General features: G+C 64.4%; 14 protein-coding genes. 4 read left to right on the forward strand and 10 right to left on the reverse strand.

Annotation, left to right across the window (positions count from 1 at the left end):
- Positions 1-3: 3 nt before the first annotated feature.
- The 5 genes from BRSPCE3_RS19090 to BRSPCE3_RS19110 form a co-directional block, all read right to left on the reverse strand.
- On the reverse strand, positions 4-1,098 hold the full coding sequence (locus tag BRSPCE3_RS19090; protein ID WP_244067585.1) for an amidohydrolase family protein: 1,095 nt from the start codon (positions 1,096-1,098) through the stop codon (positions 4-6).
- Between the two features lie 121 nt (positions 1,099-1,219).
- A complete protein-coding gene (locus tag BRSPCE3_RS19095) occupies positions 1,220-2,515 on the reverse strand; it encodes a TRAP transporter large permease (protein WP_244067586.1) in 1,296 nt (431 codons plus the stop codon).
- A gap of 14 nt (positions 2,516-2,529) precedes the next feature.
- Complete coding sequence (locus BRSPCE3_RS19100) at positions 2,530-3,042, reverse strand: TRAP transporter small permease (protein ID WP_244067591.1); 513 nt, start codon at positions 3,040-3,042, stop codon at positions 2,530-2,532.
- A gap of 41 nt (positions 3,043-3,083) precedes the next feature.
- The gene (locus tag BRSPCE3_RS19105; RefSeq protein WP_244067592.1) at positions 3,084-4,109 is read right to left on the reverse strand and encodes a TRAP transporter substrate-binding protein; all 1,026 of its coding nucleotides are present in this window, start codon (positions 4,107-4,109) and stop codon (positions 3,084-3,086) included.
- A gap of 54 nt (positions 4,110-4,163) precedes the next feature.
- Entirely contained in the window at positions 4,164-4,898 is a 735-nt protein-coding gene (locus BRSPCE3_RS19110; RefSeq protein WP_244067594.1) for a GntR family transcriptional regulator, read from the reverse strand.
- Positions 4,899-4,982: 84 nt separating this feature from the next.
- On the opposite strand from BRSPCE3_RS19110, the gene BRSPCE3_RS19115 reads away from it, so the two are divergent.
- Positions 4,983-5,789, forward strand: coding sequence for an SDR family NAD(P)-dependent oxidoreductase (locus tag BRSPCE3_RS19115; RefSeq protein WP_244067596.1), 807 nt, complete (start codon positions 4,983-4,985; stop codon positions 5,787-5,789).
- A gap of 89 nt (positions 5,790-5,878) precedes the next feature.
- Here BRSPCE3_RS19115 and dapD read toward each other — a convergent pair whose 3' ends face one another.
- The 3 genes from dapD to BRSPCE3_RS19130 form a co-directional block, all read right to left on the reverse strand.
- Positions 5,879-6,850, reverse strand: a complete 972-nt coding sequence (gene dapD / locus BRSPCE3_RS19120) for a 2,3,4,5-tetrahydropyridine-2,6-dicarboxylate N-succinyltransferase (protein ID WP_244067597.1) — start codon at positions 6,848-6,850, stop codon at positions 5,879-5,881.
- A 243-nt stretch (positions 6,851-7,093) separates the two neighbouring features.
- Complete coding sequence (locus tag BRSPCE3_RS19125; protein WP_309296321.1) at positions 7,094-7,804, reverse strand: substrate-binding domain-containing protein; 711 nt, start codon at positions 7,802-7,804, stop codon at positions 7,094-7,096.
- Between the two features lie 38 nt (positions 7,805-7,842).
- Positions 7,843-8,817 carry a tripartite tricarboxylate transporter substrate binding protein gene (locus BRSPCE3_RS19130; RefSeq protein WP_244067599.1) on the reverse strand — a complete coding sequence of 325 codons (975 nt, stop codon included), beginning with the start codon at positions 8,815-8,817 and terminating at the stop codon, positions 7,843-7,845.
- A gap of 150 nt (positions 8,818-8,967) precedes the next feature.
- Between BRSPCE3_RS19130 and BRSPCE3_RS19135 the strand changes: the two genes are divergently transcribed.
- The 3 genes from BRSPCE3_RS19135 to BRSPCE3_RS19145 all read left to right on the forward strand — a co-directional run bounded on the left by BRSPCE3_RS19135 (position 8,968) and on the right by BRSPCE3_RS19145 (position 13,111).
- Complete coding sequence (locus BRSPCE3_RS19135; RefSeq protein ID WP_244067606.1) at positions 8,968-10,038, forward strand: ABC transporter substrate-binding protein; 1,071 nt, start codon at positions 8,968-8,970, stop codon at positions 10,036-10,038.
- 116 nt (positions 10,039-10,154) lie between these two features.
- Positions 10,155-12,254 carry a molybdopterin oxidoreductase family protein gene (locus tag BRSPCE3_RS19140; RefSeq protein ID WP_244067607.1) on the forward strand — a complete coding sequence of 700 codons (2,100 nt, stop codon included), beginning with the start codon at positions 10,155-10,157 and terminating at the stop codon, positions 12,252-12,254.
- A 77-nt stretch (positions 12,255-12,331) separates the two neighbouring features.
- Positions 12,332-13,111: an enoyl-CoA hydratase/isomerase family protein gene (locus BRSPCE3_RS19145; protein WP_244067608.1), complete on the forward strand. Its 780-nt coding sequence runs from the start codon at positions 12,332-12,334 to the stop codon at positions 13,109-13,111.
- Between the two features lie 229 nt (positions 13,112-13,340).
- Here the strand turns inward: BRSPCE3_RS19145 and BRSPCE3_RS19150 are convergent, their stop codons facing one another.
- On the reverse strand, positions 13,341-13,769 hold the full coding sequence (locus tag BRSPCE3_RS19150; protein ID WP_244067609.1) for a heme-binding protein: 429 nt from the start codon (positions 13,767-13,769) through the stop codon (positions 13,341-13,343).
- Positions 13,762-16,740, reverse strand: coding sequence for an FAD-binding and (Fe-S)-binding domain-containing protein (locus tag BRSPCE3_RS19155; RefSeq protein ID WP_244067611.1), 2,979 nt, complete (start codon positions 16,738-16,740; stop codon positions 13,762-13,764). The genes BRSPCE3_RS19150 and BRSPCE3_RS19155 overlap by 8 nt, the downstream gene beginning before the upstream one ends.
- Between the last annotated feature and the right edge of the window lie 98 nt (positions 16,741-16,838).

Consider the following 16,838-nt stretch of genomic DNA (forward strand, 5'->3'; position numbering starts at 1 on the left):
CCCTCACGCAGCAACACCGAGCAGCTTTGACGCGGTCCGGCCGAGAATGTTGGCCTTGTCGTCGTCGCTCAGCGATGAACAGGCGAAGATGTGATCGACCGGTGCCAATTGCCACGGATAGGGATAGTCGCTTCCGAGCACGATCTGGCCGGCGCCGACCTGGGCGGCGAGGTGCCGGATCGCCTCAGGCGTGAAGATCAGCGAGTCGAAATAGATCTGCTTGAGATATTCGGTCGGTGCCTTCTGCAGCTTGATCTCCGCATTGCATCCCTTGGGTCCGACCAGGCAGGGATGGTCCGAGCGATCGGCATAGGAGGGGAGGTAGCCGCCGCCATGCGCGGCGATGATCTTCAATCCCGGGAAGCGGTCGAGCGTGCCCTCGAAGATCAGATGAGAGAGCGCGATCGTGGTCTCCAGCGGATTGCCGATCGTGTTGCCGAGCCAGCCATTGCCGGACAGCCGCTTGTTCAGCTCGGGCACGCCCTGCGGATGGATGAACAGGGGGACGCCGAGCTCCTCGGCCTTGGCCCATACCGGATGAAATCTGGGATCGGAAAACTCGACGCCATCGACGACACCGCCGATCGCCGCGCCCTTCAGCCCCTGTTTCTTGATCGCGATCTCCAGCTCCTGCACCGCAAGGTCCGGCGCCTGCAACGTCAGCGATGCGAAGGCCGCGAACCGCTCGGGCTTCGACGCGCACAGCTCGGCGAGCTTTTCATTCTGGATCTTCACGATCTTTCCGGCCAGCTCGCGATCGCGGTCGTACCAGAACGGATTGATCGAGAGCACCTCCATATCGACGGCCTGCGCGTCCATCGCAGCGAGGCGCTTGTCGACCTCGACGAAGGCTTCCGCAGCGCCGTTGACCGGCGGCAGTTGATACTTTCCGGCGTCGGCGCCGAGCAGGGCGCCCGCCTCGCGGAAGTGGCAATGCGAGTGAATGTCGATCGTCCTGATGCGCTTGCCGTCGACGGTGACCGGCAGCTTCTGGCGCGACGGCTGCGCGTTCGCATTGTGGACCAGCCCGCAGCTGCAGAACACGATGCCTGCTGCTGCTGTTGCTCCCGCTTTCAGGAAATCCCGCCTTGTGGTCATGACGATCGCCTCCCTGGTCTTGTTTTGTTATGGGCGGGCAGCCTAGGGATGTGGGCTGGTGGTCGCAAGATCACACGCTGTGCGTGTCGCGCAATGTTGATCTGCAAGATGCCGCGCGCCCTCAGTGCAGGACCTGAAGCTGCCGCGGCAGCCATAGCGAGAGTTCCGGCAGATAAGTCACGCACATCAGGACAAAGAACATCACAGCGTAGAACGGCCAGATCTTGCGCATGACCTGCTCGATCGTGACCTTGCCGACCGCGCAGCCGACAAAGAGAATTGCGCCGACCGGCGGGTGGCACAGGCCGATGCCGAGATTGAGCAGCATGATCATGCCGAAATGCACCGGATCGACGCCGAAGTTCTTCATGACCGGCAGCAGGATCGGCGTTGCGATCAGGATCGACGGTGCCATGTCGACCAGCGTGCCGAGTACCAGCAGCAGCACGTTGATCAGCAGCAGGATGACGTATTTGTTATCGGAGATCGACAGGAAGAAGGCGGTCATCTTGGCCGGCATCTGCGTCAGCGCCATGATGTAGCCGACGCTGGAGGCGCAGGCGATCAGCGTCATCACCATCGCGACGGTGCGCAGCGTGCGATGCAGCAGCACCGGCAGGTCGCGCCAGCGATAGTCGCGATAGATGAACATGGTGACGAAGAACGCCCAGATGCAGGCGATCGCGCCGGCCTCGATGGCGGTGAAGATGCCGCCCAAAATGCCGCCAAGGATGATGACGAGGGTGATGAGACCCCAGGAGGCATCGATGGCGATCCGGATCGCGTCCTTGGCCGGCACGGTCTGGCCATGCGGGTGCTTTTCGCGGTAGGCGACGGCCAGGCACAGGATGATCAGCGAGAAGCCGAGCAGTAGCCCCGGGAACACGCCGGCCATGAAGAGGGCGCTGATCGAGATCGTTCCGCCGGTTGCGAGCGAGTAGAGCACCGCATTGTGGCTCGGCGGCACCAGCAGGGCCTGCACCGACGAGGTGATCGTCAGATTGGTCGCGAACACGCGCGGATAGCCGTTCTTTTCCATCTGCGGGATCATCACCGAGCCGATCGCGGACGTGTCGGCGACCGCCGATCCGGAAATGCCGCTCAGGAATGTCGTCGCCAGCACGTTGACGATCGAAAGGCCGCCGCGCAGCCGCGTCAGTCCGACCAGCACGTCCGCGAAGGCAACCAGCCGCCGGGCCATGCCGCCCTCCGCCATGATCGCGCCGGCCAGCACGAAGAACGGGATCGTCAGCATCGCGACTTTGCTGACGCCGTCGGAGATCTTCAGCATCACCGCTTCCAGGGGAATGCCGATCCACAGGGCGCCGACGATCGCCGCCATCGCCAGCGAGTAGGCGATCGGCATGCCGATCACGAAGCAGAACAGCATGGTCGCAAGCAGAATGAGGATGTCCATGTGTGCTCTCGCGATCAATCAACGGGAACGTCGCGGTGCGATGCGATCGGATCGGGCGGCGCGCCCAGAAAGATCCGCTCGATGATGAACAACAGCAGGCATGCACCACCGATCGGAATCGGAAGATAGGTGACGCCGACCGAAAGCGACGGGAAGTCCGCAATCGTGTTGTGCCAGGTTACCTCGACGAGCCGAGCGCCCCAGATGATCATGAACAGCGCGATCAGCCCCATCAGCAGCTGGACGACGAGCTCGGTCAGGTTGCGGAGCGGGTCAGGGAGCTTGTTGGCAAAATAGGCGACGTTCATGTGCAGATTGAGCCGATAGCCGGCCGCCGCACCGATGAATGTCACGACGATGGTGAGCAGCACCGCGAGGGGTTCTGGCCAGGATGCTGCGCTGTTCAGCACATAGCGGGTGAACACCGCCCAGGGGATGACAGCTGAAATCAGGATCAGCGCGGCAGAGCCGGTGATGACGCAGGCAAGATACAGATAGTCCATCGCGCGGCGATATGGTCCGGCCATGTCATTTCCCGTCAGATGTCGATGTCCCGCATGGCGCCGTGTCAGGCAGACTGGATCCGTCCGATCATGTCCTGGTATTTCGGACCATATTTGTCCCACACCGGCCTGACCGCGTTCTGGAACGGCGCCTTGTCGGCAATCTCGATGATCTCGCACCCGGCGGCTTTGGCCTTGTCCATCGCCTGCTGCTCGTAGGTGTTCCAGAGCCCGCGCTCTTCCATCTGCGCCTCGCGGGCAAGCGTCCTGATCAGCGCCTGGTCATCGGCCGACAGCGCGGACCAGGCCCGTTTCGAGAACACCAGCAGCTCGGGAACGATCAGGTGCTCGGTGAGCGAAAAGTGCTTCGCCGCGGTGTAGTGATTGCTGAACACGTAGCTCGGCGGATTGTTCTCGGCGCCGTCGATGACACCGGTCTGCAGCGCGCTGAACACCTGATCGTAACCCATCGCGACGCCGTTGCCGCCGAGGGCATTCATCATGTCGATGAAGATCGGATTGCCGATCACGCGGAACTTGAGGCCCTTGATGTCGGAGATGGTCTTGATCGCGTGCTTGGTGTTGTAGAGGCTGCGCGCGCCGGAATTCATCCAGCACAATGCGACCAGGCCCGCGTTTGGGCTTGCCGTGATCTTGTCCAGCAGCTCCTGGCCGATCGGACCGTCCATCATCCGCTCGGCGTGCGCCATGTTCTTGAACAGGAAGGGCATGTTGACGACGTTGATGTCATCGACGATCGGGCCGATCGAGCCGGCGCTGACACGCAGCAGTTGGATCGCGCCGATCTGGGTCTGCTCGATGGTTTCCTTCTCGCCGCCGAGCTGCATCGAGGGGAACATCTGCAGCGACAGCCGGCCGTTGGTCGCCGCTGCCAGCTTTTTGCCGAGGTTTTCCGTCGCGACCACGGTCGGATAGCCGGGCGGCTGGACGTCTGACGCCTTGAAGACGACCTTTGTCTGGGCGAGCGACGGCGACGTCACAACGGCCGCACCAAGGCCGGCGCCGATCCGGATGAGATCGCGACGGCTAAGCCCCGCAACGCGGCGCTGTGATCGGCGTGCTTGGTCCATGTCGTTTCCTTCCTGAGACGTCTTGCCCGGTTTCTTGCCGGATTCTTCGCTCGACTAGTTCGGCTGGTCGAAGAACTCCGGATTGTTGTGCTTGGTGGTCGCGATATCGGCCAGCAGCCGTTCCAGGTGCCTCGCCATCGCGCTTCCGGCCGATGATGGATCACGCGCCTCGATCGCGGTCATCACGGCCTCGTGCTCGGCGATCACCTCGGCCATTCGCCCGCGCTGCGGCAGGGTGAGACGCCGGAAGCGATCGACGTGAACCTTGACCTGCAGGATCAGCTTCCAGATGCCCGGATATCCTGCGATGTCGGCGATCCCCGCATGAAACGCCTCGTCGGCCTGATGGAAAGCCTCGCGATCTCCGGCCGTATCAGCCTCGTGCTGGCGCGCCAGGATGGAATGCAAGCCAAGGATCTGACTCTTGCTCGCGCGTTCAGTGGCCATGCGGGTCGTGGTTTCTTCCAGCGACTTGCGGACGATGATCGCCTCGGGGAGCGCTGCGAGCGGGATGCGCGACACGAATATGCCGGATTGCGGGAAGATTTCGACCAGGCCCTCGTCCGAGAGGCGCAGGATGGCTTCGCGTACGGGCGTCCGGCTCACGCCATAGGACATCGCGATCTCCGCTTCGAGGATCGGGTCACCTGGCTTGCGACGCAGCGACACCAGTTCGGCGCGCAGGTCGGCGTGGATCCGCGCGGCGGCGGTCTCGGTGCGGGGGCGACCGCCCCGCCTGTGGCCGGCGAGGTTGCGGAGCTCGGACTTTTTCGGCGAGCGGGCGGGCATTCTTTGCTCTCAGAGACTAATATATTAGTATATGAAGTTGTCGTGGAAAGGCAAGCGAGCGTCGCTCGCATCCCGGGAGGTCACATGACCGACTATCGCAAGCTATTCGATCTCACCGGCAAGACCGCTGTCGTGCTGGGAGCAGCCTCGGGGATCGGCAAATCCTCGGCCGAAGCGCTGGCATCGCTCGGCGCGCGCGTGCTTTGCGCCGATCGAACGCAGGAGGGCGCAGAGGCAACGGCTATTGCGATCCGGGAGCAGGGCGGGTCTGCAGCAGCAGCCGGTTGCGATGCGGCCGATCGTGCCGCCGTCGAGGCGCTGGCCGCGAAGGCGCTCCGGGAATTGCAGCGCATCGATATCGCGGTGACGACGCCCGGGCTCAATATCCGCAAGACCATCCTCGACTACACCGAGGAGGATCTCGACCGCGTCATCAACCTCAACGTCAAGGGCACGGTGTGGTTCTTCCAGGCGTTCGGCCGCATCATGGTCAAGCAACAGGGCGGCAGCCTGATTGCCTGCTCTTCGGTGCGTGCGGTGACCATCGAGCCGGGGCTTGCGGTCTACGGCTCGACCAAGGCTGCGATCGGTCTCCTGGTGAAGGGCTTCGCGTCCGAGGTCGGACGGTCCGGCGTCCGCGTCAACGCAATCGCGCCGAGCATCGCGGAGACCGCGCTGACCGGCCCGTTCAAGCAGCGGCCCGACATCTACGATCTCTACGCCGGCCACACCGTGTTCAATCGCTGGAGCAGTGCCGACGAGGTCGCCACCGCCGTCGCCTACCTTGCATCCGACGCCGCGAGCTACGTCAGCGGCAGCACGCTGTTCGTCGATGGCGGCTGGACCGCGGTCGACGGACCGCCGACGGGCCTCACGCAGCTGGCACGCTAGAATGAGATGAGCTTATTGCCGCGACGGGCCAGAAGGCGACATCGCTGCCGCGCCGCGATTGTCGTCGCCGACGTCTTCGATTGAACTGCCTAGCCGTGGAGCTGCGCGTTGAGGCCGTCCCAATTTTGGTTGCGTCTGGTTGCCTCGAGGGCGCCGCTCTGGGAATTGCGACGAAAAAGCAGGCCGTTCTGGCCCGAGAGTTCCTTGGCTTTCAGGACCCGGCCATCTTGCAAAAGGATGCGCGCGCCTGCCGTGACGTAGCAGCCCGCTTCGACGATACAATCGTCGCCCAATGAAATGCCGATACCGGCGTTGGCGCCGATCAGGCAGCGCTCGCCAACTGTAACCCTCTCTTTGCCGCCCCCGGACAGAGTGCCCATGATCGACGCTCCGCCGCCAACGTCGCTGCCGCTTCCCACGACCACGCCGGCGCTGATCCGGCCTTCGACCATGCAGGGACCGAGCGTACCTGCATTGAAATTGCAGAAGCCCTCATGCATGACGGTCGTGCCCGGCGCCAAATGAGCTCCGAGTCTGACGCGATCCGCATCTGCAATTCTCACGTCCGCAGGCGTCACGTAGTCAGTCATGCGCGGAAACTTGTCCACGCCTGTCACCTCGAACCCGAGGCCACGCTTTCGTGCTTCCATTCGCGCGTCGGGGACACGAGAGCCCTCACAAGGGCCGAAGGTCGTCCAGGCAACGTTAGGCAACAGCCCGAAAATTCCCTCGAGGTTCAGGCAATTCGGCTGGACGAGCCGGTGGCTCAGCAGATGGAGTCGAAGATATGCGTCGTGCACGTCGGTCGGCGCAGATGCAAGGGAGCCAATGTCGGTACGGATTGGAACGATGTCGACATTGCGGATGTCGTCGTGCCGCGCATATCCATTCGCCGACTCGCCCAACGATCTCCCGACCTCGTCCTCCGTCAAGCGGACCGTTGCCGCCTTGTCGGCCTCCGCAACCAGGCGCAGCTGAAGAAACCAGGAATCCAACACGCGACCATCAGCGGCAATCGTCGCAAATCCCTCGCCGCTCGCGCCCCTCAGTTCCATCGCCATTTGAATGTCTCACACCTACGATCCTGCAGGTAATGCATACGCGAGTTCTCGTAGAAATGGCAACTTCCGGACGCTCAAACACGGCCGCTTTGGGCCTTTTTCGACGGATTCATCGGGGATTGCCGGCGGTTGATGACAGGCTTCTGCCCGCAAGCGGCGAACCGGGCCGAGCCGGAAGCATTGCCTTTGGCCGGACCGGCCTGATCGAACTCCCAAGCCAGTCTCGCGCCGGGTCCTTGGTGTCTACGACGTCAGGCCGGCGACAAAGCCAGCCCTGCTGCGCTGCTCAGACGTCAGCGGCGATGTCAGTAACGCGATCAGGCGTTGCGCCTGCGACGCAGCCGATGCCTGCGTCGCAACGGCAGCCGTATACATCGTTGCGAGCTCGCATCCCGGCGGCAAGGCGCCGGATAGCACGACACCCCTGGTGCTGATGATCTCGGTCGATTGCGTGCAACCGATCGGGCGTCGGTCAGGGGATTCGGCCAGATGCCGCATCGCTGTGGCACCATTCGGAAAGACTTTCAGCCGATCGGCGACGAGATCGGCAATGCCGAGTTCCGCAAGGACCTTGGCGACGTGGATTCCGGCCGTCGACGCCTTCGTGTCGGGCAGGAAGATCGCGTCCGCAGCGAGCAGCACTGCGCGCAGGCTGATGGCGTCTTTGGCGCTGACAAGGGGATCGCCGGCTCGAACGGCGAGGGCGGTTTCAACGCGGCCGATGTCGGTGATCGACGACCGCAAAACCAGCCCTTCGTCGGCAAGTTTCGCAATCAGGGCGGCGGTCAGGATCACGATGTCGGTCGGAACGCCGGCACGCAATCTGTCGGCCATGGCGCCGACCGCACCAAAATCGCCGGCAATGCCGAGGCCGGTTTCGGCTTCAAACGCGGGCGCGAGGCTGCGCACCAGGCCCTGCGCCGCGCCGCCGCTCAGGATGTTCAACGTCTTCATGCCCACTGTTCCATCGCGACTGTCTTGCCATGCCGTGCTCATTGGGACTTGTCCAGCCGTTTGACGACGTCTGCCCATTTCACGATATCGGCGCGCAGGAATGCGTCGAACGCTTCGGGTGTCATTGTCATCGGCACCGCGCCTTGGGCAGCCCAGAGTTTCTCGACCTCCGGGCGCCTGATCGCGGCGTTCACGGCCGCGTTGAGTTTGTCGATGATCGGCTTCGGCGTGCCTGCCGGGGCCATCAGGCCGAGCCAGATCGTCGCCTCATAGCCGGCAACGCCGGCTTCAATCACGGTCGGAACGTCTGATAGCACCGTCGAACGCGTCTTGCCGGTTGTCGCGAGCGCGCGCACCTGGCTTTCCGCAACATTCGGTGCCATAGCCGGAACGGCATCGATCATCATCTGGACCTGGCCGCCGATGATGCCGCTGCGCGCTTCGCCACTGTTGCGATAGGGCACATGCACGATGTCGATCCCGGCCATCGCCTTGAACAATTCGCCGGCCATGTGATACGGCGTGCCCTGACCCGACGACGCGTAGTTGAGCTTTCCCGGCTGGGCCTTTGCCAGCGCGATGAATTCCTGCAGCGTCTTTGCCGGCACGGCGGGATGGACCACGATCACGAGATCCGACGTGTTCACGAATGCGATCGGGGTCAGGTCGCGCATCAATTCGTATTTGCGCTGTGGCACCAGCGATTCATTGGCGGTCTGGGTGTTCGACATCATCAGCAGCGTGTAGCCATCGGCGGGGGCTTTCGCGACCTCGAGCGCGCCGATCACGCCGCCGGCCCCAGTGCGGTTCTCGACCACGAAAGGCCGGCCGAGGCCTTCCTGCAGGATGCTGCCGATCTGCCGCGCCACGACGTCAGCCGGTCCGCCGGGACCAAAGGGAACGATGATCCTGACCGGCCGCGCGGGGTAGTCTTCGGCCTCCGCGTGCTCGCCCGACATCGACACGGTCAGCAACGCAGCGACAAGAACCAAGGCGTACCGAATACCCGCCATTGATTGTTTCCCCCAACTTTAGTCTTCTTTCTTGGCGAGAAGTCTAGCTGCAACCTGAAGCGTCTGTCGACGACAGACTCCGTCTTCGCGCATCGGAATAAGAGCGAGAAGACGGTGTATCCAACTTCGCCACCGAGTGCGGGGAATCATATGGGGAAAAATCCTGGGCTGTCGCGGCGCGATATGCTGAAAGGCGCCAGCGCCGTGCTGGCAGGCGCCGCCTTTTCAACGCGCGTGATGGCGGCGGCGCCAGCCGCGGAACCGGTGACGCCGGCCTTGATCGCGGCCGCGAAAAAGGAAGGGCAGGTCGTCTATTACACCTCGACCGATCTGCCGGTCGCCGAGAAGCTGGCGCGGGCGTTCGAAGCGAAATATCCTGACATCGCCGTGCGTGTCGAACGCACCGGCGCGGAGCGCGTGTTCCAGCGGGTCGGCCAGGAATATTCCAGCAACATTCACGCGGTCGATGTCGTCAATTCCTCCGATGCCGCGCATTTCATCGTATGGAAGCGGGACGGCATTCTGGCGCCCTATGTGCCGGAGGAGGTCGCACGATTCTATCCGGAGGAGCATCGCGACGCCGATGGGCAGTTCGCAAGCTTCCGGGTCTGGCTGTCGATCATTGCCTACAACACCAACCTCGTGAAGGCCGAGGAGGCGCCGAAGAGCTTTGCCGATCTGCTCGATCCGAAATGGAAGGGCAAGATCGTCAAGGCGCATCCCGGCTATAGCGGCACCATCATGACCGCGACCTATCAGATGCAGCGCGATCTCGGCTGGAGCTTCTTCGAGCAGCTCGCCAAGCAGAACATCATGCAGGTGCAGTCTTCGACCGATCCGCCGAAGAAGCTCGACCTCGGCGAGCGCGCGGTCATGGCCGACGGCAACGAGTACAACATCTTCCAGATGAAGGAGATGAGCCGCCCGGTCGAGCCGGTCTACGCCACCGAAGGATCGCCGATCATTGTTGGCCCCAACGGCATCTTCAAGGACTGCCCGCACCCGAATGCCGCCAGGCTGTTTCAATCGTTCGCGCTCGGCCGCGAGGGGCAGCAGCTCAACATCGAGATCGGTGGTCTCCGCTCGGTCCACGCGCAGGCAAAGGAGAAGGCTGGACGCAAGCCGTTGACGGACATCAAGACGATGAAGGACGATCCGGCGGCGGTGGAGCGGGAAGGGGAATCGATCAAGGCGCGCTATACCCGCATCTTCAGGGTTTGATCGAAGTGCTGCCCGGTCCGGGCGGCGCCTGTCGCATGGCTTATGCGCGGTTTTCGCCCGGACTGGGTCAATAATGCCCCTCGGCGGAGGGGGTATTTGATGTTACCAATCCGGCCATGAACCAGCATGCCAAGGTCGACATCCGCCATTCCACCTGTCCGCACGACTGCCCCTCGGCATGTGCGCTCGACATCGAGGTGATCGAGGGACGTTCGATCGGCAGGGTGCGCGGCTCCAAACGGCAGACCTATACGGCCGGTGTGGTCTGCGCCAAGGTCGCGCGTTATGCCGAGCGGATTCATCATGCCGAACGCCTGATGCACCCGCTGCGCCGGACCGGGCCGAAGGGCTCCGGCCAGTTTGCGCGGATCTCCTGGGACGAGGCGCTGGACGAGATCGCGGCCCGCTTCGACGCCGCCGAGCGGGAGTTCGGCGCCGAGTCGGTCTGGCCCTATTACTACGCCGGCACCATGGGGCTCGTGATGCGCGACGGCCTCAACCGGCTGTCGCATGTGAAGAAGTATTCGCGCTTCTACGGCACGATCTGCGCGACCATCGCCCGCATCGGCTTTGCCGCAGGAACGGGCAAGATCGCCGGCGTCGACCCGCGCGAGATGGGCGTCTCCGACCTCGTTGTGATCTGGGGCACCAATCCGGTGAACACCCAGGTCAACGTGATGACGCATGCATCGCGTGCGCGAAAAGAGCGCGGTGCGAAGATCGCGGCGGTCGACGTCTACAACAACGAGACCATGAAGCAGGCCGACATCAAGATCCTGCTGCGGCCGGGCACCGATGGCGCCTTCGCCTGTGCCGTGATGCACGTGCTGTTCCGCGAGGGATTGGCCGATCGCGACTATCTGGCGCGCTATACCGATTGCCCTGACGAGCTGGAAGCGCATCTGAAGACCCGGACGCCGGAATGGGCCTCGGCGATCTCGGGCGTGCCGGTCGAGGAGATCGAGGCGTTCGCGCGGCTGGTCGGGACCACCAAGCGCTCCTTCTTCCGTCTTGGCTACGGCTTCACGCGCAGCCGCAACGGCGCCGCGCAGATGCACGCCGCGACCTGCATTCCCGCGGTGACCGGTGCCTGGCAATATGAGGGCGGCGGCGCGTTCTTCAACAATGCCGGAATCTGGCGCTTCGACGAGTCGATCATCGAGGGCCACGACGCGATCGATCCGACCACGCGGGTGCTCGATCAGTCGAAGATCGGCCGCATCCTGACCGGCGATGCCGAGGCGCTGCGGGGCGGCGGGCCGGTCAAGGCGATGCTGATCCAGAACACCAATCCGATGACGGTGGCGCCCGAGCAGGCGCTGGTGCGCCAGGGCTTTGCGCGCGAGGATCTGTTCGTCGCGGTGCACGAGCAGTTCATGACCGAGACGGCCCAGATGGCCGATATCGTGCTGCCGGCGACGATGTTCATGGAGCACGACGACCTCTATTACGGCGGCGGTCATCAGCACATCTCGGTCGGCCCGAAGCTGGTCGATCCGCCCGGCGAGTGCCGCTCCAATCACGAGGTGATGCAGGGGCTCGGCCGCCGGCTCAACGCCGTGCATCCCGGCTTCGACATGACGCCGCGCGAATTGATCGATGCGACGCTGAAGAAGAGCGGGCATGGCGACATCGCGACGCTCGAGGCCGAGCTGTGGCGCGACCTGCAACCGGATTTCCGCACCTCGCATTATCTCGACGGCTTCGCGCACGCCGACAAGAAGTTCCACTTCAAGGTCGATTGGGGCAAGGTGCCGGTCGGCAGCGGCGGGCTGATGGGCGCGTGGGACAAGATGCCCTCGCTGCCCGACCACTGGACCATCATCGAGGAGGCGGACGCGCAACATCCGTTCCGGCTCGCGACCTCGCCGTCGCGCAGCTTCCTCAACACCAGCTTCAATGAAACGCCATCGTCGCAGGCCCGCGAGGGCGCGCCGACCGTGATGATCCACCCCGACGATGCGTCCGCGCTCTCGATCGCAGACGGGGATGCGGTAACGCTCGGCAATATGCGTGGCGAGACCACGCTGACCGCAAAGCTGTTCGATGGCGTTCGCCGCGGCGTGCTGATCGCGGAATCGATCCACCCGAACAAGTCCCACATCGGCGGGCGCGGCATCAACATGCTGACCGGCGCGGAGGCCGTCGCTCCGCTTGGCGGCGCCGCGTTCCACGACAACAAGGTTTGGATCAGGAAGGCGTCCGCCGCCGCATAATCCTGCTTGCAGTCGGCGCCGATCCTGCCGCAAATGTGCGCTGACAACAGCAATCAGGCAAGAAACAGGCAGGAAGCATGACCGACAACAGCGTTCTTCTCGAGAAGCGCGGCCAGGCGTTCTGGATCACCATCAACCGTCCGGACAAGCGCAACGCGCTCAATGCCGGTGTGATCGCGGGCATCGCGAAGGGCTATCGCGACGCGCATGACGACAAGGACGTCCGCGTCATCGTGCTGACCGGCGCGGGCGACAAGGCGTTCTGCGCCGGTGCCGATCTGCAGAACAGCGGCGCGGCCTTCTCGATGGATTTCTCGCGCCCCAATGTTGACTACGCCGATCTGTTGCGGCTGTCGCAGAATGCGACCAAGCCCGCGATCGCGCGGGTCGGCGGCGTCTGCATGGCCGGCGGCATGGGGCTGCTGTGCATGACCGACATGGCGGTCGCCGCCGATGGCGTGATCTTCGGCCTGCCCGAGGTGAAGGTCGGGGTGTTTCCGATGCAGGTGCTGAGCCTGCTGCAATCGATCGCCCCGCCGCGCCTGATCAACGAATGGGCGCTGACCGGCGAGCCGTTCGACGCCAAGGCTGCGCAGGCCGCGGGGCTGCTCAACTACGTGGTGCCGGCGGCCGAGCTCGACGCCAAGGTCGATTGGCTGATCGGCCGCGTCGTCGACAAGTCGCCGACCGCGATCCGCCGCGGCAAATACGCGATGCGCGCGATCGCGTCGATGTCATTCGACGAAAGCATCGCCTACACCGAAAGCCAGATCGCGTTGCTGGCGATGACCGAGGACGCCAAGGAAGGCCTCAAGGCCTTCGGCGAGAAGCGCAAGCCGACCTGGACGGGGCGCTGAGCGGCGGACTCTGCTGCTCCTCGCCCCGGGTGCGGGGAGGGCAATTGCCAAAATATCGAAAACAACCCCATGCACAGTAGCCGGGCGGCCGCCGGCGCTCGACACGGCAGCTTGACACGTCGGGCAACTCAGTGGCACAATTCCATTATTCCGAAATCGTGCAAGCGCACTTTGCCCTAACCCTCGCCCCGGGAGAACGGGACGAGGGAGCGCGACGCCCGTTGCGGCTCTAGCCTGCGTTGGCCTTCAGGCCGGCCGCCTCGATGCCGGCCACGGCGCAGATCTCGTCATTGTCCGAGGTGTCGCCGCTGACGCCGACCGCGCCGAGCAACGCCGCGCCGTCCATGATCAGCACGCCGCCGGGGACCGGCACCAGCCGGCCCTGCGCCAGCGTGTTCACGCTGTCGATGAAATAGGCCTGCTCCTGCGCGCGCTGATACAGCGCCCGCGATCCCATGCCGAGCGCCAGCGCGCCATAGGCCTTGCCGTGGGCGATCTCGGCCCGCATCAGGCTGGTGCCGTCCTGCGCCGCGGTCACCTTCACCGCGCCGCGCGCGTCGAGGATGGTGACCACCAGCGGCTTCAGCTTCTTCTCGACGCCCTTGGCGAGCGCGGCATCCAGAATCTTGCGGGCAATATCGAGAGTGAGCTCAGCCATGGGCCTGTTCCTTTATCGGCAATGATGGGTCGGATTTCGATGTCGCACGTTTCAGGCTCATCGCCAATACGCTGGCGACATGCAGCGGCGTGCGCCCGCTGCCGTCCTTGATCTGGTGCCGGCAGGAGGTGCCGTCGGCCACGATCAGCGTGTCCTGCTCGGCGCCGCGCACCGCAGGGAGCAGCGACAGCTCGGCCATCTCGATCGAGGCCTGATAGGTCTCCGCGCCATAGCCGAACGCGCCGGCCATGCCGCAGCAGCTTGATTCAATGGTCTTGACGTCGAGGCCGGGCACCAGCCGCAGCACCTTCTCCACCGGCTTGAACGCGCCGAAGGATTTTTGGTGGCAGTGACCGTGCACCACAGCCTTGCTGGCAACCGCGCCGAGCGGCAAGGCCAAGCGTCCGGCCTCGGCCTCGCGCACCAAAAATTCCTCGAACAGCAAAGCGTGCGCGCTGACGCTCTTTGCCGCGTCATCCGAGCGCAGCGACAGCAATTCGTCGCGCAGGGTCAGCAGGCAGCTCGGCTCGAGACCAATGATCGGCACGCCGCGGGCGGCGAACGGCGCGTAGGTCGCAACCAGCCGGTCGAGCTCGGCACGCGCCTGCTCGACCAGTCCGGCCGACAGGAAGGTCCGTCCGCAGCACGGCGGCCGGGCGCCGTCCGACGGTTTGGGCAGGTGCACGCGATAGCCGCCGGCGACCAGCACCTCGACCGCGGCGTCGAGATTCTCCCGCTCATAGCCGCGGTTGAAGGTGTCGGCGAACAGCACCACTTCGCGGCCATCACGCGGACCCAGCACCTCGGCGTCCGGCCGAAAAGTGTCGCGGCGAAATGCCGGCAGCGCGCGCTTGGCGCTGATCCCGGCGAGTCTCTCGAACAGCGCGCGCAACAGCGGGCTCTTGTTGCGCCAGTTCGCGAGCGGAGCGAAGCGCGAGGCGAGATCGACATAGCGCGGCAGATAGCCGACCAGCCGGTCGCGCAGCGACAGGCCGTGGGTGGCGGCGCGCGCGGCCAGCACCTCAATCTTCATCTTGGCCATGTCGACGCCGGTCGGGCATTCGTGGCGGCAGGCCTTGCAGGAGACGCAGAGCTTCAGCGTCTCCATCATCTCGTTGGAGGCCAGTGCGTCCGGCCCCAGCTGGCCCGAGATCGCCAGCCGCAGCGTGTTGGCGCGGCCGCGGGTGACGTCCTTCTCGTTGCGGGTCGCGCGATAGGACGGGCACATCACGCCGCCCTCGAGCTTGCGGCAGGCGCCGTTGTTGTTGCACATCTCGACCGCGCCCTGGAAACCGCCGCCGGCGCCGGGATAGGCCGACCAGTCGAGCACCGTCTTCAGTTCGCCGACGCGATAGTCCGGTGAAAACCGGAACAGCGAGCGGTCATCCATCTTGGGCGGATCGACGATCTTGCCGGGATTGAGCGTGTTACCGGGATCGAAGCGCTGCTTGACCTCGCGGAAATCGGCAACGATGCGCTGCCCAAACATCGTCTCGTGGAATTCCGAGCGCACCAGGCCGTCGCCGTGCTCGCCGGAATGCGAGCCCTTGTATTCGCGCACCAGTTCGAAGGCTTCCTCGGCAATGGCGCGCATTGCCTTGACGTCCTTCTCGAGCTTGAGATTGAGCACCGGGCGCACGTGCAGGCAGCCCTCGGAGGCGTGCGCGTACATCGTGCCGCGGGTGCCGTGCCTGGCAAACACGGCATTGAGCCGTTCGGTGTAATCGGCAAGGTGCGGCAGCGGCACCGCGCAGTCCTCGACGAACGAGACCGGCTTGCCCTCCTGCTTCATCGACATCATGACGTTGAGGCCGGCGGCGCGGAAATCGGCGATGCCGGTCTGCAGCGCGGGCTCTGTTATCTCGACCACGCCGCCCCATTTGCGCTGCGGCTTGTCCCAGCCGAAACCGAGGTCGCCCATCAGCTCGGCGAGCTGCTTCAGGCGCGCGAGGTTGTCGGCCTGGTCCTCCTCGGCGAACTCGACCACCAGGATGGCGTCCGGATCGCCGTGCACCGCCGCCGAGATGATCGGCTGGAACATCGCGATCTCGCGTCCCAGCGCGATCATGGTGCGATCGACCAGCTCCACGGCAATCGGCCGCAGCTTGACCAGATGCTGGGCCGCGTCCATCGCCTCGTAGAAGCTGCCGAAATGGCAGACGCCGAGCGCCTTGTTGCGGATCACCGGCCACAGCTTCAACTCGACCTGCGTCGTGAAGGCGAGGGTGCCCTCCGAGCCGACCAACAGATGCGCCATGTTGTTCGGCGCATTGCGCGGCACCAGCGCGTCGAGGTTATAGCCGCCGACGCGGCGCTGCACCTTGGGGAATTTGTCCGCGATCTCGGCCGCCTCGCGCTCGCCGAGGTCGAGCATATCGCGGAACAGCCGCGATCCGCTGTCGGCAGAATTGATCCGCGTCAGATCGCGCGGCACTTCGCCGAAATGCAGCAGCGTGCCGTCGGCGAGCGCCGCGTCCATCGACAGCGTGTTGTCGCGCATCGTGCCGTAGCGCAGCGAACGGCCGCCGCAGGAATTGTTGCCGGCCATGCCGCCGATCGTGGCGCGCGATGCGGTCGAGACGTCGACCGGAAACCACAGCCCGTGCTTCCTGAGCTGGCGGTTGAGGTCGTCGAGCACGATCCCGGGCTCGACCACGCAGGTGCGATTCTCCACGTCGAGCGAGAGGATCCGGTTCAGGTGCTTGGACAGGTCGACCACGATGCCGTCATTGACGGTCTGGCCGCATTGCGAGGTGCCGCCGCCGCGCGGGGTGACGATCCGCCCAGCGTCGCGGGCGATCGCAAGCGTCCGCAGCGCCTCGTCGACGGTGCGCGGCACCACCACGCCGGCCGGCATGATCTGGTAGAACGAGGCGTCGGTCGCGTAGCGGCCGCGGTTGAAGGCATCGAAAAACACGTCGCCGGTCAGTTCGGACCGCAGGCGCTGTTCGAGCGAGGAGGCGTTCTTCATCCCAGATCCGATGTGATCCATGACGCCGAGGTCTGCTCATGGATTATGCATTCTCTCGACATGAGAATTATATTATGAATTCAAAATGAGCAAGGACG

This window comes from Bradyrhizobium sp. Ce-3, from assembly GCF_022835695.1.
GTDB lineage: Bacteria > Pseudomonadota > Alphaproteobacteria > Rhizobiales > Xanthobacteraceae > Bradyrhizobium.